Here is a 24,630-nt window from a genome sequence, read left to right as displayed (position 1 = left end):
GCGAAAGAGGGCATCCGGATGCAAAGCTGTGTCCAGACCATAAACTAGGGAAAGTGATCATGACCATCGAGACGCCCGAGCGCATTCAATCCATGTGGCAAGTCGTCACGGAGAACATGAAGGCCAAGAGGTATCCCGAGGCCTTTCCCGCAATGCCTGACATTCCCGCTGCACGATATACGAGCCAGGAATTCTACGACCTCGAGAAGGCCCATCTCTGGTCGAAAACGTGGCTCTTCGTTGGGCTGGCGAACGAATTCGCTGAAAAGGGCAGCTATCGAACCTACACGTTGAATGACAGTCCGGTCGTGGTCATCCGCGGCAAGGACGGCGAACTGCGCGCATTCCACAATGTCTGCCAGCATCGCGGTTCCAAGCTGATGAAGGACGAGGCGGGCATCGCCCCCAACATGCGGTGTCTCTACCATTGTTGGACCTACGATTTGCAGGGTGATTTGCAGTTCGTGCCGGATGAGCATTACTATTCCGATCTGAAAAAAGAGAAGCGAAGCCTGAAGGATCTGCGTTGCGAAACTTTCGGCAACCTCGTCTTCGTGAACTTCGATCTCGATGCCGAGCCGCTAATGGAATACTTGACCGGTATTCCAGCGCTGTGGGCAGATGTTCCGCTGGATGACCTGACTCTATTCGATCGCTTCAGCTTTGAGGTCGATTGCAACTGGAAATGCGTACAGGACAATTTCGCAGAGAATTATCACGCGAAATATGTTCACGAGAACACGATCGACAAGGTTATCGACGCTAAGACTTCCGCTCTGCAGGCGGTCAAGAACGGCCACACCGCCATCGCCATCAAATCAAGAGGCGAACTGACCCGCGGCATGGGGGCGGCCTTCTTCAAGTCGGAGAACGACACGGCGGAAGAGCAGGAAGCCAAGCTTGCGGAAATTTCCAAGCTTGCGCAGCGCAGCTATAATCTCTTCCCGAATGCAACCTTCCCGATTGCCGAATATCTGTTTCCGATCGTCATGGTCTGGCCGATCGATCCGGGTCGCACCAAGGTGGAGGTTTCCTTCGTCAAGACTGGCAGCGGCAAGGACGATCCCCAGCTCGACGAAAGTACGCTTACATTCTTCCGCAGTTTCATCGGCGAAGATCTCGAAGCGCTCGCCGGTATGCATCAGGCGCTGGCCAATGGCGGTATCGACGGGATCCCGGTGTGTTGGGCCGAACATTTCATCTATCATCACGAGCAGACGATTGACGAAGTGATCGGATCGGAAAACGTTCCGGCGGAATTGCGCGTTGTTCCGATCGAAATCCCCATGGGATAGCTGGACCCATAGACTGATCTGCATATCCTGAAGAGTGTCGAGTACAGAACGTGGAACTCGAAAACATACCGGCTGTTGTCACCGGGGGAGCCTCTGGCTTAGGTTTGGCTACTGCTCAGTTGCTATCATCGAAAGGGGCAAGGGTCTCAATTTTCGATGTGAATGAGCCTGAAGGACGTTCCACAGCCCACGCAATCGGAGCTGTCTTTCAAAAGGTTGATGTCACCGATCCGGCGAGTGTCACAGCGGGTTTGGACGGTAGCGAAGCCGCCCACGGACCTGCAAGAATATTGGTGAATTGTGCGGGCATAGCTCCGGGCATGAAAACGGTTGGGCGAGAGAATATCGCTCATTCCCTCGATACCTACCGCGCTACGGTCGAGGTAAACCTCATAGGAACTTTCAACGTTCTTTCGCAGTTTGCAGCTCGGCTTGCTGCTCAGCCGTCACTGGGAGAAGAGAGGGGCGTCATCATCAATACGGCGAGCGTAGCAGCGTTTGACGGACAGATCGGGCAAGCTGCTTACGCCTCATCCAAGGCCGGCGTAGTTGGATTGACGTTGCCGGTTGCGCGCGACCTTTCTCAGCATCTCATCAGAGTGGCCGCTATCGCACCAGGGGTCTTTCTGACACCAATGGTCGAAAGTTTTCCAAAACAGGTTCAGGACGCACTCGGCCAACAAGTTCCTCATCCGAGCCGACTTGGCCGCCCCGCAGAGTTTGCCCAAATGGTTGAGGCGATAATTTTCAATCCGATGCTAAATGGAGAGGTCATCAGGCTCGATGGCGCAATTCGGATGCCGCCCAGATAGGCGAAGACCGAACCGGCCTTGGGCCGATCCCACTGAAGGTCGGACATAGTCACATCGACGCAGAACTGGCTGATCCCCACCGACCACGAAGCCTCGAAAGTCGCTTCGCGATTGAGATTCGATGACAATTGATTGGCGGTCGAATTTCGCTTCGCCGCATCTTTGAGACTATTCGTCGAAACGGAAGCACGGCGGGGGTACTGGTGGGGGTATTTCTGCCCGACGCTTCTAAAAATGGCCTTTTTTTACAAAACCTTGGATAGAATTTTCCGGTCCCTCCTCCGCTACCATCCGCACGCTTCCACAAAAGTCCGCATACCACCGATTTCAAGAGACATGGTATTATGGCCTTTATGGATAGTGCCCGCTACCGTCGGTCGGCCTCTCCCATGTTAAAGAACTTCGTTCAAAAATTTTTCAGATGCATCCACTTCTTTTGGGGGCAGTGCTGGGGGCACAAACGCGGCGTATCCGATGTCCAAAGCGCTAAATGCAAGGTTTGAAGCCTTGAATTCGAATCCCACCCTCTCCGCCAATACCCATCCAGACAACCGTGAATGAGACCTCCCGATGGGGAGGCAGGGTTTTGGCGTTCAGCCTGCCGATGGCGTTGATGGTTGTGTGGGGTGCAATGCGCAGTCCTTTTCGCCCGCCACCGCGACGGCCTCGAGACTGCGGTTGAGGCAGGCACCGACAAACAGGACCATCGCTGAGAAATAGAGCCAAGTCAGCAAGGCGATGATTGCACCGAGCGATCCGTAGACGGTGCCAAAGCGACCGAAGTTGTCGGCATACCAGGAAAAGCCCGAGGACAGCAGGAACCAGGCAACCGCGGTCGTCACGCTGCCTGGTGTGATCCATTTCCACTTCGCTTCGGAATGGTCTGGAACCCACCTGAACATGCTGGCGACGACTGCGGCGCTGATCGCTGTCAGAGTAACGACGGAAAGCGTGGTGATCAGGGCTTCCGTCACCCGCGAGGCGGGAAGCAGGCTGGTGCCAAGGGACGAGATGAGCGAGGCGATGGCAAACGTCGTCGCCAACGTGGCGATGATCGCGGCCGTCAGCGCGATTGCGGTCAATTGCAGCCGGACGAACGAGCGAGTTTCCTCGCGGTTGTAGGCGTTGTTGAGAGCGGTGATGATCGACGATGCTGCGCCCCTTGCCGCAAACAGCGTTACCCCTAGGCCGACCAGCAGCGCCAATCCCTGCCGAGATCGCGCACTGTCGAGAGCGAGGCGGATCGGCTCCTGCAGCAGCACTGCGGTCTCTCTCGGAAAAAGACGCTTGATCTCGTCGAGGCGTCGTTCGAGCACGACAGGCTCGCTGAACAGTCCGTAAGCCAATGCGAGGCTACCGATAAGCGGCACGATGGAAAGAAAGGTGAAGAAGGCGATCCCGGCGGCCTGCAAGCTGAAATCGAGATCGTTCAGACGTTGCCGCAGATCTGCGAAGACCGGGTTCTGCCAGGCCGCCCTCAGCCGTTGCCTTACTGTCTGCCCTGATGACGAACGATCGGTATGCTCTGCGTGGTGTCCGGCCATGGCGCTGCAACGGGCCAGTCGGCTTATCGTTTCACTGCAGAACCCGTCTTGGGATACAAATCAGGCGCGGCGAAGAAGGTGCGAGGCCCGATACTGCGAACCGTCCGGCGGTGTGCCGCGCAACGCAGTTATCCCAGGCGTCGCGCGGCATCTGGCCCTTAGGCCAGAACGTTCTCGATAGGCGTGAACTCATATCCCAGTTCACGTGCCACGGCTTCATAGGTCACCTTGCCGTCATGCACATTGAGGCCAGCAGCAAGATGCGGGTCTGCCTTCAGGGCCTCGACCCAGCCTTCGTTGGCGATGCGCAAGGCGTGGGGCAGGGTGACGTTGTTCAAGGCATAAGTACTGGTGCGGGCGACAGCGCCGGGCATGTTGGCAACGCAGTAATGAACGACGCCATCGACGACATAGGTCGGATCGGCATGGGTGGTTGCCTTGGACGTTTCGAAGCAGCCTCCCTGGTCGATCGCCACGTCGACCAGCACGGCCCCGGGCTTTATCGTCGCCAGCATGTCTCGCGTCACCAGCTTGGGGGCTGCGGCACCTGGGATGAGCACGGCGCCGATCACCAGGTCGGCCTCGGCAACAAGTGCGGCGAGTGCCGCCTTGCCCGAGAACAGGGTGCGAGCGCGGCCCTCGAAATGGTTGTCGAGCCGTTCAAGCACTTCGGGATCGCGGTCGAGTATCGTGACATCGGCGCCAAGACCTACGGCCATCTGGGCCGCATTGAAGCCGACGACGCCGCCGCCGATCACGACGACCTTACCCGGAAGAACGCCCGGTACGCCACCGAGCAGAACACCGCGTCCACTGTGCGCCTTTTCCAGCGCAGTTGCGCCAGCCTGGATGGCCATGCGACCGGCAACCTGGCTCATCGGCTTGAGCAGGGGCAGCGCGTTGCCGGGTCCGGTCACGGTCTCATAGGCGATTGCCGTGACGCCCGACTTGACGAGGTCAGCAGTCTGGTTGGGATCGGGCGCAAGGTGCAGATAGGTGTAAAGGATCTGGCCACGCCGCAACATCGCGCGCTCGACCGCTTGTGGCTCCTTGACCTTGACGATCATTTCACAGCCATCGAACACGGTGCGCGCGTCGGGCTTGATGGAGGCGCCGGCGGCTTCATAATCGCTGTCACCTGCGCCGATGCCGCTGCCTGCACCGGTTTCGACCCAGACTTCATGACCATGTGCGATCAGTTCGCCGACGCTTTCGGGCGTGAGACCGACGCGATATTCGTGGTTCTTGATTTCCTTGACCGTGCCGACGCGCATTTCGAGCTTCCCTTGGTGACTCTACCCAACGCGCGAAGATTATAGGCTCCTCAGCGGCAGTTCTTGCCTATTTCGCCCTTTGCGATGAGCGGTTATGGTGAATCCTGCCGAAAAATGCGGTGTATGTGGGAGAATTCTTCATGGATCGTGCGGATCTCGCCCTGCTGGAAGTGCTGCAGGATGACTCGTCGCTTTCGATTGCCGAGCTTGCGGAGCGGGTGGCCCTGTCGTCGTCGGCCTGCCACCGCAGGATCAAGGCGCTCGAGCAGGCTGGTGTGATCGCCGGGTATGGAGCGCGGCTGGAGCCTGCAGGTCTGGGCCTGACCGTGGAGGTCTTCGTCGAGATCACGCTGACAAGCCAGAGCCGCGAAGCGATGGATCGGTTCGAGCGGACGGTCGGGGATTTCGAAGAAATCCTTGAATGCCATCTGATGTCAGGCGCCGCCGATTACCTCTTGCGCATAGCAGCGCATGATCTTGGCGAATACGACCAGATCCACCGCGACTGCCTTGCCCGGCTGCCGGGAGTGTCATCGATGCGGTCGAGCTTTTCCTTGAGGCGCATAAAGACGATGCGCGGCTATCCTACCCGCCGCATGCACCGGCCGTAATTGGGGCGATGCGCCCCGATGGTTAGACGGCGAATAGGGTCCGCGACAGTCAGCGACTCGGGGAAAGAAGCGTGGCGATTCGTGGTCGCTTCGCCGCTTCCGGCTGGCAGCGTCGCGTCTTCATGACAGTTTCGGGCGTTAACTATGCTTGATAACAAACGGCAATTGCGCGGCAAGATCCGATGTCTGAAACGAATGTAATCCGCTTTATGAACGGTTTTCGAAATGCCGGAGTCATGCGGCTCACGATGGTTAATTGTAGTTAATTTCCCATAAGATCAACTACTAAGTTTCGACAGTTTAACCAAAACTGTTAATAATCCAATATCGATGCAATTGGCCCCATTTCACCCCGAATTGCACCCATCCCGAGTGCACGTTCCCCGGCTGCCAAGCGTAAGGTTAAGTCCAAGTTAACCAATTACGACTGCCAGTTGCCGAAGTTTGAAGATTGTCCCGAGAGGGCGAGAGCGATTGCGCTCTTTTGCAGGTGATTTATGATCTGACCTTCCGTTAACTTGTGCAGATCATGCCCCCACCCCTACCAAGGCGAAGTTGCGTCTTCTGGTTAACGCTTTTCAGCCAGCCATTAGGAAGCGGCCATTTTGGCGTTTTTATCTACGGGTTCGCACTAAGCACGAACACCATGAGAAGCGAAAACGGCTAAATCCATCACGGCGCAGCTTTCGGGAACCGACTGCACACCTCCGGCTTGAAGTCTTGTTCGCACGCGAACTGCGCGGCGGCTGGCGAAAAGGACTTGCAGATGGCAGCCCGCGCATACTGGCAGGGACAATTGCGACTGGCGCTCGTATCGATCCCGGTCGAGGTCTATCCGGCTACTCGCAGCGGCGCGGCGATAAGCTTTCACCAGATTCACGAGCCGAGCGGCAAGCGCATCCGCTACGAAAAGATCGTGCCCGGAGTGGGGCCGGTCGATCATGAAGAAATCGTCAAGGGCTACGAGGTGTCCAAAGGCAACTATGTGCTGCTGGACGACGAGGAGATCGAGTCCGTCCGCATTGAAAGTCGCAAGACCCTCGAACTGGTGCAGTTCGTGTCGGCTGACGAAATTGACGTCCTCTACTACGAAAAGCCCTACTTCGTCGTGCCGGCAGACGATCTGGCGGAAGACGCCTACATCGTGCTGCGCGAGGCTCTGCGCAAGACGCGCACGGTCGGCCTTGGGCAGCTTTCGGTGCGCGGGCGCGAGCAACTTGTCTCGCTCAAGCCCTGCGGCAAGGGGCTCATCATGGAAGTGCTGCGTTATGCGGATGAAGTGCAGCGGGCGCAGACCTGGTTTCGCGACATCCCCGCGCGCGACGCCGATCCTGAACTGCTCGATCTTGCCGCGAGCCTGATCGAGAAGAAGACGGACAAGTTTGCCGCCGACAAGTTCCACGACCGTTATGTGGACGCGCTGCATTCGCTCATCGAGAAGAAGGTCAAGGCCAAGGGTGAGCGGATCATCGAGGACGCCGAGGCCGGCGATGCGAAAAAGGGCGGCAACGTCATCGATCTTATGGCAGCGCTCAAGCAATCGCTGGGCAAGGATGCGGACGGAGATGAAGACGAGGAGCGTCCGAAAAAGCGGGCTGCCGCTCCTCGGCGGAAGCGGGCCTGAATCATGGCGGCGCGCGATCCGCTTCAGGCGTACAGCGCAAAGCGTGACTTTGGCCGCACACGCGAACCGGCGGGCAAGCGCGCTTCGAGCAAAGGCGGGAATCTGTTCGTCGTCCAGAAGCACGATGCAACGCGGCTTCATTGGGATTTCCGCATTGAGGTGGAAGGTGTGCTCAAGAGTTGGGCGGTGACCCGAGGTCCCAGCCCTGATCCCGATGACAAGCGACTTGCCGTACAAACCGAAGACCACCCGCTGAACTACGCCGATTTCGAAGGCACGATCCCGGCAGGCGAATATGGCGGCGGAACGGTGATGCTTTGGGATCGCGGAACCTGGGAGCCGGTCGAGGGCAAGAGTGCGAACGACCTCGCCGATGGCCATTTGCACTTCCGGCTCCTGGGCGAACGGATGAAGGGCGAATGGTTGCTGATAAAGCTGAAGCGCCGGGGCAACGAGAAGCGCGACAACTGGCTGCTGCGAAAGATCGGCGATGCCCATGCGGCGCAAGGCGATGTTCTGGTCGAACGCTCCCTTACCAGCGTCCTTACTGGCCGTACCATGGCTGAAATCGCTTCGGACAAAGAGGCCCGCTACTCGCTCAGCGGGAAGAAAGGCAGCCACTTTGCCGCCGAGATGAAGGCAGCGCGCAGCCACAATGTGAAAGTGGCAGGCAAGAAGGCCAAGCCTGCATCGAAGCGCAAGAAGTCCAGCGCCGCCCTGCCGGACTTTGAGCCGCTGCAGTTGGCGACCCTCGTGGATGCCGTCCCCGAGGGGCGGCAATGGATACACGAGATAAAGTTCGACGGCTATCGGGCCCTGATCGCCGCAAGGGGCGAAACGGTCCGGGTCTTTACGCGCAGCGGTCTTGATTGGACGGAAAAGTTCGGTCCGCTTGTGCGCAGCATTGCGGGCATGGATCTCCCGTCTTGTCTGATCGACGGCGAAATCATGGCCGCAGATGCCGAGGGAAATCCAAGTTTCTCCCTGCTGCAGAGCGTCCTGAAGCGGGGGCATGGCGCACAGGGCGAGGGCGACGCGCTTTCCTTCCACGCCTTTGATCTTCTGGCTCTGGATGGAGAGGATATGAAGCCGCTCCCGAATGTGGAGCGCAAGCAGCGCCTTTCCGGCCTGCTGGCCGAGGCCAAGCCGCCTATTCACGTGGCCGATCACATCATTGGCGGGGGTGAGAAGCTGTTCGCCGCAATGTGCAAGGCGGGCCAGGAAGGTATCATCGCCAAGCGCGCAGACGCTCCCTACCTCGCAAAGCGGACGCAGAACTGGCTGAAGATCAAATGTATCTTGCGCCAGGAGTTCGTGATCGTCGGAATGACCCGCTCGACAGCGCGAAAGCGTCCTTTCGCGTCACTGCTTCTGGCACAGCGCGAGGTGGGCGAACTTGTCTACAAGGGCAAGGTTGGCACAGGCTTCAACGAGGAACTGCTGGAAAGCCTCGCGCTGCAGTTTGATCCGCTCAAGATTGATGACCGTCCGCTGGAAGTGCCCAAGGTCGAGGCGCGCGGTGCGCAATGGCTCAAGCCCGAGCTTGTCGCAGAAGTCGCCTTTGCCGAGTTCACGGGGGAGGGCAGGGTGCGCCACGCAAGTTTCGTGGGTCTGCGCGAGGACAAGAAAGCGAAAGACGTGACCCCGGAAAAGCCGGTCCATCTCGCGCAACCGGTAGCAGACGTTGCCATCAGCAACCGCAGCCGGGTGATCTTTCCTGAAAGCGGGCAGACCAAGGGGGATCTTGCTGATTATTATACTCTGCTGGCACCGGCGATGCTTCCTTTCCTTGCCAATCGCCCCACCAGTCTGGTCCGCTGCCCGCAGGGCCGATCGAAGCACTGCTTTTTCCAGAAGCACGACAGCGGCTCGTTCGGCGATCACGTGCACCACGTGCCGATCCGCGAAAAGGACGGCAATGCCGAAGACTATCTGTACGTAAACGACGCGGCGGGTATCCTCGCTTGCGTCCAGATGGGGACGATAGAATTCCATGGTTGGTGCGCCAAGGCCGACGATGTCGAGGCGCCAGACCGGATGGTGATCGATCTGGACCCAGATGAAGGGCTGGATTTTGGCGACGTGAAACGCGCTGCCAAGGATATTCGCGCCCGGCTTTCCGATCTTGGCCTTGTCAGCTTTGCGATGTTGTCAGGCGGGAAGGGCGTCCACATCGTGGTGCCGTTGCGGCGCGATCACACGTGGGAGGCCCACGTCAGCTTTGCCGAACGCTTCGCCAAGGCGCTCGGCCTGGCCGACCCCGAGCGCTATGTTGCGAACATGAGCAAGGCCAAGCGCAAGGGGCGGATCTTTATCGACTGGCTGCGCAACCAGCGCGGCAGCACTGCAGTCATGCCCTATTCCGTTCGCGCTCGAGCAAATGCGCCGGTGGCGGCGCCGATCGACTGGGACGAGCTCGATACATTTGAAAACGCCCATCCCTTCAAGATTGCCGACGGCGAGGCGCTACTCAAGCGCAGCCAGGGCAAGTTGCTGAAAGGGTGGGGCGTGGCGGAACAATCGCTCCCCGACATCTGACCGTTGCCGTACGCGCCGATCAGACCATTCGCTCAGGGCGGATCAGACGATCGAAGGTGGCTTCGTCGACCAGACCCAGATCCAGCGCGGCCTCCCGCAGGCTGAGATCATACTCGTGGGCATGCTTGGCGATCTTCGCGGCATTGTCGTAGCCGATTTCGGGCGCGAGAGCCGTTACCAGCATCAGCGAGCGTTCGACGAGTTCTGCAATGCGCCTGTGGTTCGGTTCGATGCCTTCGACGCAGCGCTTGGCAAAGCTTTCCATGCCCACCGCGAGCAAGTGGATCGAGCGAAGGACCGCCGCGCCGATCATGGGCTTGAAGACATTGAGCTCCAGATGTCCCTGCATCCCGCCGATCGTCACGGCCTGATGGTTTCCGATGACCTGCGCGCAAACCATCGTCAGCATCTCGACCTGTGTGGGGTTTACCTTGCCCGGCATGATTGAACTGCCGGGTTCGTTCGCCGGCAGATCCAGTTCGCCAAGGCCCGAACGCGGTCCTGATCCGAGCAGGCGGATGTCATTGGCAATCTTGGTGAGCGCCACGGCAAGCGTTCCAAGCGTGCCGGAGAATTGCACGAGCGCGTCGTTCGATGCCAACGCTTCGAACTTGTTTGGCGCGGTGACGAATGGCAAGCCGGTCAAGGTTGCGATCTGGCCCGCCATGTCCTCGGCAAAGCCGGGCGGCGCATTGATCCCCGTGCCAACCGCCGTTCCGCCTTGTGCAAGGCGCAGGAGGTGTTGCTCGGCTTGGCGCAGATGATCGTAGGCGTTGCGAAGTTGCAGCGCATAGCCCGAGAATTCCTGGCCAAGGGTCAGCGGGGTGGCATCCTGCAAGTGCGTGCGGCCAATCTTGACCACACTTTTCCACGCGATCGCGCAACCGGACAGTGCACCAGAAAGCTTGTCGAGCGCCGGGATCAGGGCATCGTTGAGCGCGGTGACGGCGGCAATGTGCAGCGCCGTAGGGAAGGTGTCGTTCGAGGACTGGCCCATGTTGACATGGTCATTGGGATGGACCGGCGTCTTGCCGCCGCGTTGTCCAGTCAACATTTCGTTGGCCCGTCCGGCAATCACCTCGTTGGCATTCATGTTCGATTGGGTGCCGCTGCCGGTCTGCCAGATGACCAGCGGGAATTGCGTGTCGAGTGCACCTGCCGCGACCTCACCGGCGGCAGCCTCGATTGCGTCTGCCAGGTGATGGTCCAGTCCGTGCGCGCGGTTAACCCGCGCGGCTGCCTGCTTGATCAGCCCCAAGGCATGGATGATGCCGGCGGGCATCCTTTCGTCACCGCCGAAGGGGAAGTTCTCGATACTGCGTTGCGTCTGCGCGCCCCAATAGGCGTCATCGGGCACGAAGACCGTCCCAATGCTGTCGGTCTCTGCCCTATGCTTCGATTCTGGCATTGGTCCTCCGGTCAGGTGCGATCGAGCAGCCGCTCCACCGTTTCGTCAGCGCGGGTGAACTCATTATCTGGCGCACCCACTTCGCGCTCAAGCGCGGCGCGCAGACGGCAGATTTCGTCGTCCGTCAGATGTTCGATCCCGACAAAGCCCTCGCGCGCATTCTCGACCGCGCGGATCAGCTCGTCGAGCTTGGCCTGCATGGCCGCTGCATCGCGGTTCTGACTGTTCTGGATGAGGAATACCATCAGAAAGGTGACGATCGTCGTGCCGGTGTTGATGACCAACTGCCACGTATCGCTCCAGGCGAAGACGGGACCGCTGACCGCCCATGCGATGATCACTGCCAGAGCGAGGACGAAGCTAATCGACTTGCCCGCCCAGGCCGAGATGCTGTTGGCAACGGTGGTGAAGTATTTTTCCATGGTCAGTCGTTCTTGACGTGTTCGGGCTTGCCCTTGCGTTTTGTGGAGGCGAACTCCTCAAGCTCCTTTTCGGTCATCGAAGCCTCCATCTCCTTCGACGCGCCTTTCAGCTTGCTTTTCGGCGTATCGCCGCGCTTTGCCGACAATGCGGCACCGGCGGCTTTTTGCTGGGCTGCAGACTTGGCAGGCATCTCGCTACTCCCTTCGCCCGTCCTCAGTGCAGAACATCTAGGTCACCATCATGGTTCCACTCCAGCTATCCCTTGAGGTCCCTGCGCCATTGTGCGTACGGGGGAATGGGCCTTCCGGTATAGACTTGCTGTCGGCAGCAGGGGGCTGTCGCGCAAGTCGTGGGCGCAGGCTTTGCAAACACAGGATAACATTGCCACCGGTGATCGGCGGCGGGACAGCATAAGCGCTCCCTACTCAGAAGGGGCTGTGGAAGGCTGCGGCAGCGCCGATACCCCAGTTTCCCGTTGCGAAAGCTCGTTCAAGATCGGCGCCGGACATCTTATGCCCTCGATCCCGCGCTCCGATCTTGACGAGGAGATCTTTGCGACGATCCGAAGTGCTTTCACCGCACGATTGCCACTGAAAGGCCAAGGCAAGACCGGCTGCAGTCCGATCTTTGTCATCGGTTTGCCGGAGACCGGAACGCGCGTCGTAGCTTCCATCCTCTCGCGCCATCCCGCGGTAGCATTGCCTGCTGAAAACGGCACTTTCGCCGATGTGCTATGCAAGGTGACCGGCAAGGCGATGATCGATGCAGATGCCATCCGCAGGATCGTCGGGGTGTCGGCTGACAGGATCGGGCGAGCCTATGTCCAAGCGGCCTATCGTGGTGGCAAAGGCGATGGCTTGCACGTCGTCGAAGAGCACGCCCTCAACTTTCTCTATGTCGGCTTCATCCTTCAGGCCTTGCCGCACGCCCGCGTGCTTTGCGTCAGGCGCGGGGCCATGGATAGCGCCTGGAATCTCTACGGACAAAGGCTTGTCGCGCCGTTCGATTGCTGGGGCACATCCACGCAGGAGGCCGCTCGACTGGTCCTGCTGTTCCAGAGGCTGATGGGCTTCTGGCGCCAGCGTTTTCCCGGCCGCATCCACGAAGTCACTTATGAATGGCTCACTGCTGACCCCGAGACCGAAACCCGGCGGATGCTCGCGCACTGCGGACTGGATTGGCACCCTGGCTGTACCTTGCCAACGATCGAGAACGATATTGGCAGATGGCGCGATTGCGCAGGCCAACTGACGCCCGTTATCGAGTTCTTTGCCGCACACGGTATCACCGCGGATTAGCGCCGATGGCGGGCTTGCCACACCGGCCATAGCAAAGGTGCGGATACCGATGAAAAAAGGTCGCCGGGCGTTAACCTCGGCGACCTGAGTCTTCGCAGGAAGTACAAATCCGGGCAGGATCAGCCCCACCAGAATGCCCAGCCAGCCTAGGCGCTCGCGTACGTCGCGCCATGGGCCATTTTACGTAGTGCATTGGTCGCGCCGGGGGGATTTCGCGCGATTAAGCATTGCCAGTCGCGAAAGGAACGGTTCCACTGATCTCCATGAGGAAGGAATCAATCGCTCTCGCCTTGCTGTCTATCCTGGCGTTATCGGGACCAGCCACTAGCGTTGGTGCCAAGGTGCCAATGAACGCATCCGGTTCATCCGTGCGGCAGGTGACCATCTCTCGTGATGACTGGGGCATTGCTCATGTAAAGGGCGCCACGGATGCAGACGCCGTATTCGGCGCGATGTATGCGCAAGCGGAAGACGATTTTCCGCGCATCGAGCAGAACCTGCTCACGGCTCTGGGTCGGCTGGCCGAGGCGGAAGGCGAAGATGCGGTCTGGCAGGATCTGCGACAGCGCCTCTGGATCGATGATGCCGCGCTCAAGCGGGATTACGCAAGATCGCCCGCCTGGCTGCGCACTTTGATGCAAGCATGGGCTGCCGGGCTCAATCACTATCTCGCCACCCACCCCGAGGAGCGTCCGCGCGTCCTGACGCATTTCGAACCGTGGATGGCGTTGTCCTTCACGGAAGGATCTATTGGCGGAGATATCGAGAAGGCATCGTTGAAGCGCCTTGCTGCCTTTTATGGCAACGGCGCTGCTGTCGCGCCTCTTGCCATGGACCGCTTGCGCGATGGCGAGCCGCGCGGGTCGAATGGTATCGCCATCGGCGGCCAGAAGTCGATCAGCGGCCATCCCATGCTGCTGATCAACCCCCACACATCGCTCTTCTTCCGGTCAGAACTGGCGATGGAAAGCGGGCAGGGACTACACGCCTATGGCGCTTCCACATGGGGCCAGTTCTTCATCTACCAGGGGTTCAACGAACATCTCGGGTGGATGCACACGACCAGCGGCGCCGACAATGTCGACGAATTTGCCGAACGGATCGAACTGCGCGGTGGGCGCCGGTTCTACCTTGCTGGCAAGCGATGGCATCCGCTGATCGACCGAAAGATCACCGTTCGCTATCGCGACGCCGATGGCGGCATGACTGCGCGGACCTTCACCACTTTTGCGACGCACCACGGCCCGATCGTAGGCGTGGCTGGCGATCGCTGGATCGCCCTTTCGCTGATGAACCGTCCAATTGCTGCGCTCAGCCAGTCATGGCTGCGCACGAAGGCGCGCTCGCAGGGTGAATATCTCAAGGCGCTGGCCTTCGATGCGAATTCTTCCAACAACACGCTCTATGCCGATCGCGACGGCAACATCGCCTTGCTGATGCCGCAGTTCGCTCCGCGTCGCAGCGCGCAATTCGATTATCGCGATCCGGTCGATGGCAGCAATCCACTGGCAGACTGGCACGGGCTTTATGGATTTGCCGAAGCGCCCAAGGTTTTGACCCCTGCTGCCGGCTGGATCTACAATTCCAATGATGCGCCGTGGCAGGCGGCGGGCGACGGTACGCTCGATCCGGGCCGCTTTGCTGCCACATATGATCAGGTTGGAGCCAATCCGCGCGGCGATCATGCGATTTCGCTGCTCGGCCAGACCGGCAAGCTCACGCTGGAATCGCTTCATGCCCTGGCTTACGATCCGCATCTGCCCCTGTTCGACGATCTGATCGACCGGCTGGGTTCTGGCCGCGTGCCCGCGCGCCTGGCCGGTCCGGTCGCGCTGCTGCGCCGCTGGGATCGCAGCTGGGCGGGCGATTCAACCGCGATGACGCTCGCCAATTACTGGGGTGATGAACTGGAGAGCGCCGTCAGGGCGCGGATGCCTTCCCACGCCAACATCTTTGCCGAGATGCGGGGCAGCAGCGAGGCGGATCTTCACGCAGCCCTTGGCAGAGCGGTCGAGCGGATCACCCGCGAGTGGGGTTCCTGGCAAGTGCCTTGGGGCGAAGTGAACCGCTATCAGCGCACCAGCCCTAGCATCGTCCAGCAGTTCGATGATACGAAGCCGAGCCTTCCGGTGGTGTTTGCATCGGCTCGCTGGGGCTCGCTCGCGTCCTTTGGTGCCAAGCAGTACCCCGGCACGCGAAGGTGGTACGGGACGAGTGGCAACAGCTTTGTCGCAGTAGTGGAATTCGGGCCGAAAGTCCGCGCCATGGCCGTCTCGTCCGGTGGGGCCAGCGGACGCTCGGGTTCGCCCCACTTCAACGACCAGGCCGAGCTCTACGCTTCGGGCAAGCTTCGCGAGGTCTATTTCTACCAGTCCGATCTCGCGGGGCATGTCGAGCGGACCTACAAGCCCTGAAGCGTGTGCTGCGCCCGATCAAGATCGTCAGGCGTATCGATATCCAGGGCGAGAGCCGGTGCCAGCGTCACCGCTTGCGCGCACTTGAGCAGGGCTCCGGCGCCCTGATCGCCCTCCAGAGACTGCAGCAGGCCAAAATCGCTTGCGGGGAATATCGCCGGAGCCATCCTGCGGCCATCGACCGAACTCGCCACCCGCTGCCCTTCGAACGCCGCCAGAAGCGCGGCGAAATGATCTGTGGTGACAAGTGGCATGTCGGCCAGTGCAATGAGCGCGCCATCGACCGGGCCGAGCGCTGCAATCCCGGTAGCGATGGAGCGCGAAAGCGGTGCTCCTTCGGGCGAAAGCAAGACCCGCCGGAAGCCAGGCACGTCAGGCGTTTGGCTTGAGCAGACGATGATCCGTTCTGCCGCTGCCAGGCCCGCAAGCCGCGCCGCACAATGCAGGGCAACGGGCTGGCCACCAAGGTCAGCTGCAAGCTTCGGGCCGCCAAAGCGAGAGGCCTGACCCGCGCCCAGCAGCACGATGGCAAGCTTGTGCGCGGGAATGGCCATCATGCCCCGGCAGGGGCGGCAAGCTGCTGACCCGTCCAGTAGGTCCAGTGCCTGAGCGCGTTGTAGTCGGCAACGATCTCGCCAAGGATGGAAAGGGCGAGCGTTGCCGGATCACGCGTTGCCGGGATCAGGCCGATGTGCCCGCGCAGCCGCTTGATCTGGGCTTCGCTGGTGCCAGCCTCTTGCAACATGGCGATCCGGGCTTCGTGGGTCCGACGGCTGCCAATGGCGCCATGGTAGAAGCCCGGCAACTGCAGCACCTGCGGCAGAAGATGCTCTTCCCAGTCGCGACCGTGGAACAGGAAAAGATTTGCTGTCCAAGGGTCTGACGCCACCGGTGCAAGCGCCCTGCGCGAGGTTAGTTGCGTGGAGACTATCGACGCTGCGCCAAGATCGCCTTGCGTTGCCACATCCGGCGTGAATGCGTGTACCACCGCTCCGAATTGCGATGCCAGCAGGGCAAATGCGGCAAGGTCATCTCCCTGTCCGAACGCATTGACCTTGAGTTGCGGTTGGATTGCGACAGTTATCGCGTGGCCGTCCCAGTCTGCCGGCTCTGCGGCCCCGCAGAACGCAACGCGATCGCTGTCGATGCGCAGGGCAATCGCATTGCGATCCCTGAGCGCACTGGCTGCGGCACTGATCGCGTCTGCGTCAGGCGCAGGCGTGAACAGCAGATCGATCCCTCCCCCGCACGGAAGCCGGATGTCGATATAAGGAGAGCCGACACCGTAGCGCACGACGCGACCCCAGCCTTCATGCAAGGCCTCGATCGCCTCGGCCACGATGGCGTCCTCGATGCAGCCCCCGGAAAAGGAGCCAATCCGCCTGCCGTCGGCAGCGACCGCCATCTGGGTGCCGATCGACCGCGAAGAATTGCCTTCGATCCCGACGAGGGTGACAAGCACGCAAGCGGTTCCCTCGCGTCCGCGGGCAACGACAAAGTCCAGAATGTCGCGCGGACAGGCAGCAATCATCAAAACAGGCTTTCTCAGGTCAGTGTCAACGGCAGGCTACGCTGTCGCTTGCCGGTCAGCGAATACAGCGCGTTTGCCAGCGCAGGCAAGACCGGCGGCAAGGCAGGTTCGCCAAGGCCGGTCGGCGGGAACGGTGTTTCGAGGAATTCGACGGCAATCCCGCGCGGTACCGCGTCGATGCGCATCAGCGGAAAATCGCCGAAGTTCTCGGCAGTCATCGCACCTGCATCCTGCACCATCTTCTGCCCGATCATCGCCTGGCCAAGTCCCTCGATGACGCAGCCGTGCGCCTGGTTGAGGGCATTGAGCGGGTTGATCACGTGCGCGCCGATGTCACCAGCAACCCAGACCTTGTCCACCGTCACTGCGCCGTTCTTTTGCGAAAGGTCAACGATCTCGGCAAAATAGCCAAGATGGCTGAAGTAGAAGCCGAAACCGCGGCCCTTCTGGCGCCCCTTCCAACCTGCGGTCGCGCAGACGGCGTCAATCACGCCGCGCGCCCTGCCCGTGTGAAACTTGGCCCGCTCGCCCGGGATTTCGCGCGCATCGCCAAGCGTTCGCCGCATGAGTTCGGGCAAGTCCAGCCCGGCCGCAAGCGCCACTTCGTCGAGAAACGATTGGAACACGAATGCCATGGCGTTTGATGACGGTGCGCGCAGCCAGCCGGTAGCAAGGTTGGTTGCCATGTAGGATACGCCGAGATCGACGTTCGGCACGACCGGTGCGGGGAATTCTGCCGGATTCATCTGCGCGGCGCGCGCCGGCTTGCCATCGCTCCCGAATGTCGCGAAGTGGTTCTTGAGCGCCAGCAATGAACCATCGGGCCCGATGCCGGCTGCCAGCTTGTGCCAGCCTGCAGGGCGGTAGAAGTCGTGGCGAAGATCGTCGGTCCTGTCGAACAGCACCTTGACGGGTTTGCCCGGCACGGCCTTCGCCACTTGCCCCGCGATCACCATGTAATCGTTCAGCAGCCTTCGGCCGAACCCGCCCCCGATGCGGGTCAGGTGGATCGTGAGGTCATCGGGCGTGAGGCCGCAAAATCTGGCTGTTTCGGCCCGGCCATTGGCAGGAGCCTGGCTTGGTGCCCACAGTTCGAGCTTTCCGGCCTCGAACCGGGCCGTGCAGTTCTGTGGCTCGAGCGAGGCGTGGGCGAGAAACGGATAGGCATACTCGGCCGAAACCACTTTGGCCGCCTTCATCATCGCGGCGTCTGCATCGCCGGCCGTGAATGCGCTGGTCTGGGGTGCGCCTGCCAGGATCTTCGCTGCCTGCGCCTCGTATCCCTCGGTCGAAAAGCCCGAGACCGCGCTGTCGTCCCATTTGACCGAAACCTTTTCGCGTGCCTTGCTCGCTTTCCACCAGCTGTCGGCAACGATCACGATGGTATCGTTCTTGCCTTCGGGCACAAACCCGCTGTTGACCGCGACCACAGCGGCAACACCGGCAATTGCCTTCGCAGCGCTGTCGTCAAAGGAAATGACCGTGCCGCCGTGCGCCGGACATTTGATGATCGCTCCATGCAGCAGCCCCGGCAACCGCGTGTCGATGCCGAAGAGCGGCTCTCCCTTGACGATCTTTGCTACGTCGACGCCCGGCTTGCTGGTGCCGACGATCGAAAACGTTTTCTCGTCCTTCAGCTTCACGCTGGCGAGGTCCGGCGCGGGCAGGGCAGCCGCAGCCTTGGCCAGAGCAGCATAAGTCGCGCTCCTGCCAGAAGGCTTGTGAACAACGGCGCCCCTTGCGGTCGAAAGGCTCTCAGCCGCAACGCCCCATGTGCTTGCCGCAGCGGCGATCAGCATCTGGCGCGCAGCTGCGCCGACCTGGCGCATCGGCAGCCAGTTGCGCGGCGTGGCTGTGCTGCCGCCCGCCGTCTGCACGCCGAACCGCTTTTCGTCGGCGTCTGTCTGCTCGATCCTTACCTGCTCCCAGGCAAGGTCCATCTCCTCGGCGATGAGCATCGGCAGCATGACCTTGACGCCCTGTCCGATTTCCGGATTTTTCGCGCCAATGGTCACCGTGTTCTCGGCATTGATCCGCACGAAGGCGTTGAGGACCTGGGCAGGAGCATCAGCCGTAGCAGCAGCAAGCACCAACGATGCATCGAAGGCGAGCGCCGTGCCGCCGGCAACAGATGCTGCAAGGAACGACCGTCGATTGATAGCTATGGACGCGCTCATGCCGATTTCTCCACGATCGCGGGCTTGGTCACCTCGGTCTCCGGCGCAAGGCCGGCGGCGGTACGAATGGCCGCCCGGATCCGCAGGTATGTTGCACAGCGACAGATGTTGCCGCTCATCCAGCCATCGATATCATCTGCAGTCGGCTTGGGATTCTGGCGGAGCAGCGCCGTTGCCGACATGATCTGACCTGCCTGGCAATATCCGCATTGGGGGACGTCAAGCGCTTTCCAGGCTTCGGCCACGCGGCGGCCGATATCGTTGGCAGCGACGCCCTCGATCGTCGTCACCGACTTGCCCGCAGCATCTGCAATCGGGGTCTGGCACGAGCGGACTGCCTCGCCATCAAGGTGCACGGTGCACGCGCCGCAAAGTCCGGCGCCGCAACCGAACTTGGTCCCCGGCATGTCGAGGTCTTCGCGCAATACCCAAAGCAACGGCTTGTCGCCTTCGGCATCGACCACGCGCTTGCGGCCATTAACGGTGAGGTTGACGCTCATCGCATGGGGTTCCCTGGTTGGCTGGTTGATTCTGCCGGCGGCATCACGAGTTTGCCGCAGCGCCGCAAAGCCTGAAGCCTTGGGTGCGGGCGGTCAAGCGCCTTGTTCGGCCGCTGGGCGGTGCGCGCACAGCCTGCGATAGGCATTGGCGCGAGCAAGTTTAAGATGTTATGCGCCGCCGACCATGGCAGCGCGTCCCGACATTCTTGAATCCGACCTGCCATCGGCAAAGCGGCCCGGCACCTACGCGCGCGGAACCGAGACTGTCGACACGATCATCAAGGCGGCTTTGCGCGTCCTGATCGACGAAGGGGCGGGGGCCTTCACGATCCGGCGGATCGCGTCCGAATGCGGGATGAAGGTCGGCAATGTCAGCTACCATTTCCCGCGCAAGGAACTGCTGATCCAGACCTTGCTGGACGATATCATCAACAATTACGACAAGTTGCTCGAACGGACCGTGCGGCAACCCGGCCTCGATGCCGAGGAGCGCCTGCGGTTGATCGTGGTCATGTGTCTGGACGATATCGCCGGCAAGCGCACGACCCGCCTGTTCACCGAATTGTGGGCGCTGGCAAACCATAACGATTTTGTCGCCGATCGCGTCCGCCTTTTCTATCTGAGAGTGCACGACTTCATCTCGACCTATGTGCAGGAGCTCAATCCGGGGTTGAGCGCGCAGGATGTTCGCGATGTGGCGCTGTTCATCAGCGCGTCGATGGAGGGAGCCACGCCTTTCCTGGGCTATGAAAAGCCATGGGCGAAGCGCATGTCGGCGTTCACCGCCATAGCTGCACATTCGCTGGTGCACATGGCAAAGACCATCTCGCCAGCACAGATCGCGGGCATTGCCGATCTTAGCTGAAGGCGCGCGTCGTCCGGCCTTTTCGCAGATGCAAAAAGGCGCTTGACCGAATCTGGACACTCGTCAAGTCTCTGTGTGTCTGATGGCAACAGGGGGCCTCGATGAAGCTTGCAGGTATGCTGGCGCAGCTCTTGACCGGGATAACGCTCGTTGTCGCGCCGGTTGTCACGGTGAATGCCGAGACGGTCGTTCCCGAAGCCGAAGAGGCCTCGGTCAACACGATGCCTCAGCCGCAACCGGGCTGGTTCTATGTCAGGGGGGGCTGGGGAACAGCCGGTACCAGCATCTTCGATTCCCAGTCGGGCAAGATGGTCGGGATGGTGGCAACGAGCCGCGACAGCGACCTGGCGATCGATCCGGCCGGCAAGGCCTATTACGTGGCCGAAACGATCTGGAGCAAGGGCAACCGCGGTACGCGTCAGGACATGATCACGGTCTATGATCCGGTCACGCTGAAGCTCCAGACAGAAATCGTCACGCCCGGCCGGCTGATCATCGGCGGCTTCAAGACGAACTTCATCCTTACCGACGATGGCAAGACCGCTTACGATTATAATTTCGACCCGGCCTCATCGGTAAACATCATCGACCTTTCGAAGCGCAAGTTTGTGCGCGCGATCGAACTGCCCGGTTGCGCCAGCCTGATTCCCAATTCCGGCGTCGGCTTTTCCGCTCTATGCGCCGATGGGACGCTCGCGACCGTCGCGATCAAGGGTGCGACGCAGGACATCACGCGAAGCGAACCGTTCTTCGATGCCGCGGCTGATCCGATCTTTTCCAATGTTGTCTATGACCGCCAGAAGAAGCTTGCGGTCATGCTCAGCTACACTGGCCAGGTGCGCGTCGCGACCATGGGCAGAACGCCCGGCGTATCCGCCCCGTTTTCCCTACAGGAAGCAGGCGGAATGCGTGCGGCCGACGACAAGCCGCTCGATATTGCCTGGTACCCCGGCGGTATGCAGCCGATGGCATTGCACCGGCCCACGGGCACGCTTTGGGTGCTGATGCACAAGGGTGAATACTGGACCCACAAGGCGGGCGCCGAAGAGATCTGGGGCGTCGATCTCAAGACCCGCAATGTCGTCAAGCGCATCCCGGTCGAGCACGAGCCGGGCAACATCGAAATCACGCAGGACGATGCGGCGATGATCATGGTCAACGGCATGAACAACGATGCAATGATCATAGACTCGAGGACCGGCGAGGTGAAACACACCATCAAGAATGCTGGTGGGGGACTGATCACCGTGGTCGAACCCAGGTGAGCGGGCTGGCGCTGTCCTTCGCCGGCGTGATCGGAGTTGCTGCCACTGTCGCCAATGCGCTGCTGTTCCTCGTCGCTGGCCTTTCGAAGCTGCGCAACCGGCGGCAACTACCTGGTGTGATCGCAAATTACCGGCTGCTCCCCGCCGCGCTCGTCGGTCCGGTCGCTGCTGGCTTGCCAATAGCCGAACTGGCTGTCGCCGGCGGGCTGATTGCAGGCTTTCGCGTGGCGATCGTTGCCGCCATTGGACTGCTTTGCCTGTTTGCCCTTGCCATGGCCATCAACCTTCATCGCGGCCGGGGCCACATCGACTGTGGCTGCGGTCGGCCCGAATTGCGCCAGCCGCTCAGCGTCGCACTGGTCCTGCGCAACCTCGCGCTCGCGCTCGCGCTTCTGGCAGGACTTGGAGCGCTGCCGAATGCAGGCTCGGCGCAATGGGTGATCGGCGTGGCTGCCGGCACTGCGACGTACATGCTTGTTCTTGTCTGCAATGCTCTGGCCGGCCTCGCCGCGCAGGCACGGGTTCTTGAAAGGAAAACGTGATGATGACCGCACTGATCGTCGGGCAGGTGCTTGCCTGGATCGTCATTCTGGCCCTCGTTGTCGCGCTGCTGGCTCTGGCCCGGCAAGTGGGCGTGCTCCACATGCGCGTGGCTCCTGCGGGCGCTCTTCAAACCTCTGGCGGGCCTGCTGTCGGGGGCAAGGCTCCGGCTGTCTCTGCCACCACGCTCGATGGTCAGGATATTGTCGTCGGAGGACCGGCAAGCGGCGTTCCCTTGCGCCTCCTCCTGTTCGTCTCGGCCACTTGCCCCTTGTGCAAGGCCATCATTCCAGCAGCCAGGTCGTTCGTCAGAGACGAGCGGGTGGAACTGACATTCGTTGGAGACGATGACGCCTCGGTCCAGCGCGGACTGGTCGAAGCACAAGGGCTGGCAAGCTATCGCTTCGTCAACGGGCCACAAGTCGGACAGGCGTTCGAGGTGGCGAAGCTGCCTTATGCAGTCCTGCTCGATGCCGATGGCGCCATCCTGTCGAAGGGCCTCGTCAACAGCCGCGAACATCTCGAAAGCCTGATCGTCGCGCATGAAATGGGCGTTGCCACCGTGCAGGACTACATTTCCAGGCTGAGGGTCGAAGCCGCGTGATTTCGCAGTGATTCAGGTCAAGGGGGCACGTTTATGAAGATCGTCAGGGACATGCTCGGCAACCCCGATGCGCAGGGCGAAAAGCTGTTGCGGCGCTTTGCCGGAGCAACCTCGCGCCGCGGCATTCTGTCGCGCCTTGGCGCCGCACTGGTCGCCGCGCCGGTCTTTCCGCTTTTGCCCGTGAGCCGTGCCGAAGCGGCCAAGCCGGATCGGTCGCCCGAAGCCAAGACGGCTTTCGCACGCTCGGCCCAGACGAAGGACGATACCAAGTGCGATTACTGGCGGTATTGCGCGATTGATGGCGCGCTATGCACCTGCTGCGGCGGCGGCATCCACACCTGTCCGGCCGGGGCAGAACCATCGCCGGTGTCGTGGGTGGGTTCGTGCATCAACCCCGACGACGGCAAGGCCTACATGATCGCCTACCGAGATTGCTGCGGCAAACCCGCCTGCGGCCAATGCGGTTGCGACAACATCGATCGCGAGACGCAGCTTTACCTGCCGCAGCTAAACAACAACGTGATCTGGTGCTTCGGCACGAGCAGCATGGAATATCACTGCTCTACCGCCATGATGATCGGCGCGGCCTGAGGCAACGATGAGGATCTGGGGTCCGGCATCGGCCGTCCTAGGGCTGCTCCTGGCCGCACCGCACCTGCAGGCCAGCTCCGATCCGCGCGCTGCCACGGTTGCGCAAGGCCTCGGTGCGATCACCGATCCTGAGCTTGCGAGAGGCGATTACGTCGAACACTGTGCAGGTTGCCACGGTGTGCAGGGACTGTCCGCTCCGGCCCGCCTGCCGGAATTGCGCGGCCGGGTTGGCTACATGATGTGCACAGCCGAAACGCGAAGCTACCTGCTGCGCCTGCCGAACATTGCCAAGAGCCGCATCGCCGATAACCAGCAATTGGCCGATATGCTGAACTTCATGGTCTTCGGCCTCGGCGGCGACAGTGTGCTGCCCGGGACAAGACCCTTTACCGCTGACGAAGTGGCTAGCGAGCGGCGGTTCGCGCTCACTTCGGCCTCGCTTGTCAGGGAGCGGCAGCGACATGTCGATACGGCCATCAGCAAGTGCGGTGCACCGAGCAGCTTGCGGAACTTCTACCAGTCAAAGTGAAATGCGCGCCGCAATTTGCCGAGTGTTATGTTCCGCTTCGGAAGATTAATCCGCTTAAAAGGATCAGCCTGTCGCGGTCACGGCGGATTTCAGCCGTTAGAGACAGGCCGAGTGGGGATCGCCACCAATGCGGCGAAATTCGTCGTAATGTGATCTATTTCACACTGTTCCTCGACTTTCGCTAACTGTCAGACAGGTAAGTAATATCCCGGGTTCCTTGGCCAGATAGCACGCCCGGTTCCCCCACATTTGCTCACAAGCGGTGCAATCTGCCACTTTCACTGGCGGAAATTGGCGTTAGGACCCGTGTTGGGCATAGGACGGATCCGTGCCCGCCGCCGGATACGAGGTCCACCGGCGTGCAGAGCGGGAAAAGAATTTGCCATGCAAGCAGCCCGACCACTTGATGAACTCTACACCGCCTTGTCTGGCGTGCTGGATGATCTTGATTACCACGGCGAAGCAATGGCAGCGCTTCATCTTGCCATGGCAGTCGACTGCCTGAAGGCGTGCATCGAGGGTGAGGATAACACCTCGCACGGGCAAGGCATAAAGGCGCACCGCAAATGGCCCCCCCATCTGCGCCTGGTAGCGTCGTCCTGACGATGTCTTTTGCTGGCTAGGCGCGGTTGCTGGGGACGCGCGCCAGCAGGCACGAACGCTGCCGAAGTGGGCAGCCCGCATCATCGAAACCAGTCTGATCTCACGCAGCAGCTAATTGTGCGGGAATTCGCGCGTCGGTGGGCCGGCGAAGCTGAGCTTTGCACTCACGCAGACAACGTTCCAT

23 protein-coding genes are annotated in these 24,630 nt (G+C 60.9%); 14 read left to right on the top strand and 9 right to left on the bottom strand.

Going from position 1 to position 24,630, the window contains the following annotated elements:
- Positions 1–59 precede the first annotated feature (59 nt).
- Entirely contained in the window at positions 60–1,295 is a 1,236-nt protein-coding gene (locus B9A23_RS02885; protein ID WP_139797287.1) for an aromatic ring-hydroxylating oxygenase subunit alpha, read from the top strand.
- Between the two features lie 50 nt (positions 1,296–1,345).
- Positions 1,346–2,107, top strand: a complete 762-nt coding sequence (locus B9A23_RS02880) for an SDR family NAD(P)-dependent oxidoreductase (protein ID WP_084277320.1) — start codon at positions 1,346–1,348, stop codon at positions 2,105–2,107.
- A gap of 593 nt (positions 2,108–2,700) precedes the next feature.
- On the opposite strand, the gene B9A23_RS02875 is transcribed toward B9A23_RS02880, so the two are convergent.
- Both B9A23_RS02875 and ald read right to left on the bottom strand, forming a co-directional pair.
- Entirely contained in the window at positions 2,701–3,651 is a 951-nt protein-coding gene (locus B9A23_RS02875) for a YihY/virulence factor BrkB family protein (protein WP_084277319.1), read from the bottom strand.
- Between the two features lie 158 nt (positions 3,652–3,809).
- Positions 3,810–4,925 (bottom strand): alanine dehydrogenase, encoded by a 1,116-nt coding sequence (gene ald, locus B9A23_RS02870; RefSeq protein WP_084277318.1) that lies wholly within the window; start codon positions 4,923–4,925, stop codon positions 3,810–3,812.
- Between the two features lie 140 nt (positions 4,926–5,065).
- On the opposite strand from ald, the gene B9A23_RS02865 reads away from it, so the two are divergent.
- The 3 genes from B9A23_RS02865 to ligD all read left to right on the top strand — a co-directional run bounded on the left by B9A23_RS02865 (position 5,066) and on the right by ligD (position 9,698).
- The gene (locus B9A23_RS02865; protein WP_084277317.1) at positions 5,066–5,536 is read left to right on the top strand and encodes an Lrp/AsnC family transcriptional regulator; all 471 of its coding nucleotides are present in this window, start codon (positions 5,066–5,068) and stop codon (positions 5,534–5,536) included.
- Positions 5,537–6,302: 766 nt separating this feature from the next.
- Entirely contained in the window at positions 6,303–7,160 is an 858-nt protein-coding gene (locus B9A23_RS02860; protein WP_084277316.1) for a non-homologous end joining protein Ku, read from the top strand.
- A gap of 3 nt (positions 7,161–7,163) precedes the next feature.
- Positions 7,164–9,698, top strand: a complete 2,535-nt coding sequence (gene ligD, locus B9A23_RS02855) for a DNA ligase D (RefSeq protein WP_084277315.1) — start codon at positions 7,164–7,166, stop codon at positions 9,696–9,698.
- 19 nt (positions 9,699–9,717) lie between these two features.
- Here the strand turns inward: ligD and fumC are convergent, their stop codons facing one another.
- From fumC to B9A23_RS02840, 3 genes are read right to left on the bottom strand one after another with little or no spacing between them, the layout of a single operon-like run.
- Positions 9,718–11,106 carry a class II fumarate hydratase gene (gene fumC / locus B9A23_RS02850; protein WP_084277314.1) on the bottom strand — a complete coding sequence of 463 codons (1,389 nt, stop codon included), beginning with the start codon at positions 11,104–11,106 and terminating at the stop codon, positions 9,718–9,720.
- Between the two features lie 11 nt (positions 11,107–11,117).
- On the bottom strand, positions 11,118–11,528 hold the full coding sequence (locus tag B9A23_RS02845; protein WP_084277313.1) for a low affinity iron permease family protein: 411 nt from the start codon (positions 11,526–11,528) through the stop codon (positions 11,118–11,120).
- A gap of 2 nt (positions 11,529–11,530) precedes the next feature.
- Positions 11,531–11,719 carry a DUF3008 family protein gene (locus B9A23_RS02840; RefSeq protein ID WP_084277312.1) on the bottom strand — a complete coding sequence of 63 codons (189 nt, stop codon included), beginning with the start codon at positions 11,717–11,719 and terminating at the stop codon, positions 11,531–11,533.
- Between the two features lie 322 nt (positions 11,720–12,041).
- Between B9A23_RS02840 and B9A23_RS02835 the strand changes: the two genes are divergently transcribed.
- Positions 12,042–12,827 carry a sulfotransferase family protein gene (locus B9A23_RS02835; protein WP_084277311.1) on the top strand — a complete coding sequence of 262 codons (786 nt, stop codon included), beginning with the start codon at positions 12,042–12,044 and terminating at the stop codon, positions 12,825–12,827.
- 263 nt (positions 12,828–13,090) lie between these two features.
- Positions 13,091–15,241, top strand: coding sequence for a penicillin acylase family protein (locus B9A23_RS02830; protein WP_084277310.1), 2,151 nt, complete (start codon positions 13,091–13,093; stop codon positions 15,239–15,241).
- Here the strand turns inward: B9A23_RS02830 and B9A23_RS02825 are convergent.
- From B9A23_RS02825 to B9A23_RS02810, 4 genes are read right to left on the bottom strand one after another with little or no spacing between them, the layout of a single operon-like run.
- Positions 15,229–15,798: a nucleotidyltransferase family protein gene (locus B9A23_RS02825; protein ID WP_084277309.1), complete on the bottom strand. Its 570-nt coding sequence runs from the start codon at positions 15,796–15,798 to the stop codon at positions 15,229–15,231. The two genes, B9A23_RS02830 and B9A23_RS02825, sit on opposite strands and share 13 nt — an antisense overlap.
- Entirely contained in the window at positions 15,795–16,772 is a 978-nt protein-coding gene (locus tag B9A23_RS02820) for an XdhC family protein (protein WP_084277308.1), read from the bottom strand. Before B9A23_RS02820 ends, B9A23_RS02825 begins: the two co-directional genes overlap by 4 nt.
- 14 nt (positions 16,773–16,786) lie before the next feature.
- Complete coding sequence (locus B9A23_RS02815) at positions 16,787–18,949, bottom strand: xanthine dehydrogenase family protein molybdopterin-binding subunit (protein WP_084277307.1); 2,163 nt, start codon at positions 18,947–18,949, stop codon at positions 16,787–16,789.
- A complete protein-coding gene (locus B9A23_RS02810) occupies positions 18,946–19,449 on the bottom strand; it encodes a (2Fe-2S)-binding protein (protein WP_084277306.1) in 504 nt (167 codons plus the stop codon). Before B9A23_RS02810 ends, B9A23_RS02815 begins: the two co-directional genes overlap by 4 nt.
- 184 nt (positions 19,450–19,633) lie before the next feature.
- On the opposite strand from B9A23_RS02810, the gene B9A23_RS02805 reads away from it, so the two are divergent.
- The 7 genes from B9A23_RS02805 to B9A23_RS02775 all read left to right on the top strand — a co-directional run bounded on the left by B9A23_RS02805 (position 19,634) and on the right by B9A23_RS02775 (position 24,446).
- Positions 19,634–20,314 carry a TetR/AcrR family transcriptional regulator gene (locus tag B9A23_RS02805; protein WP_084277305.1) on the top strand — a complete coding sequence of 227 codons (681 nt, stop codon included), beginning with the start codon at positions 19,634–19,636 and terminating at the stop codon, positions 20,312–20,314.
- A gap of 101 nt (positions 20,315–20,415) precedes the next feature.
- On the top strand, positions 20,416–21,579 hold the full coding sequence (locus tag B9A23_RS02800; protein ID WP_254894936.1) for an amine dehydrogenase large subunit: 1,164 nt from the start codon (positions 20,416–20,418) through the stop codon (positions 21,577–21,579).
- Positions 21,576–22,121 carry a MauE/DoxX family redox-associated membrane protein gene (locus B9A23_RS02795; RefSeq protein WP_254894935.1) on the top strand — a complete coding sequence of 182 codons (546 nt, stop codon included), beginning with the start codon at positions 21,576–21,578 and terminating at the stop codon, positions 22,119–22,121. The genes B9A23_RS02800 and B9A23_RS02795 overlap by 4 nt, the downstream gene beginning before the upstream one ends.
- A gap of 2 nt (positions 22,122–22,123) precedes the next feature.
- Positions 22,124–22,723: a thioredoxin domain-containing protein gene (locus tag B9A23_RS02790; protein WP_254894934.1), complete on the top strand. Its 600-nt coding sequence runs from the start codon at positions 22,124–22,126 to the stop codon at positions 22,721–22,723.
- Positions 22,724–22,756: 33 nt separating this feature from the next.
- The gene (locus tag B9A23_RS02785) at positions 22,757–23,314 is read left to right on the top strand and encodes a methylamine dehydrogenase light chain (RefSeq protein ID WP_176217849.1); all 558 of its coding nucleotides are present in this window, start codon (positions 22,757–22,759) and stop codon (positions 23,312–23,314) included.
- A gap of 7 nt (positions 23,315–23,321) precedes the next feature.
- Positions 23,322–23,843, top strand: coding sequence for a c-type cytochrome (locus B9A23_RS02780; protein ID WP_254894933.1), 522 nt, complete (start codon positions 23,322–23,324; stop codon positions 23,841–23,843).
- Between the two features lie 384 nt (positions 23,844–24,227).
- On the top strand, positions 24,228–24,446 hold the full coding sequence (locus tag B9A23_RS02775) for a hypothetical protein (RefSeq protein ID WP_084277302.1): 219 nt from the start codon (positions 24,228–24,230) through the stop codon (positions 24,444–24,446).
- Positions 24,447–24,630: the final 184 nt, after the last annotated feature.

It is taken from the genome of Novosphingobium sp. B1, from assembly GCF_900176395.1.
Taxonomy (GTDB): Bacteria; Pseudomonadota; Alphaproteobacteria; order Sphingomonadales; family Sphingomonadaceae; genus Novosphingobium.
This window is presented reverse-complemented; position numbering and strand designations above follow the sequence as displayed.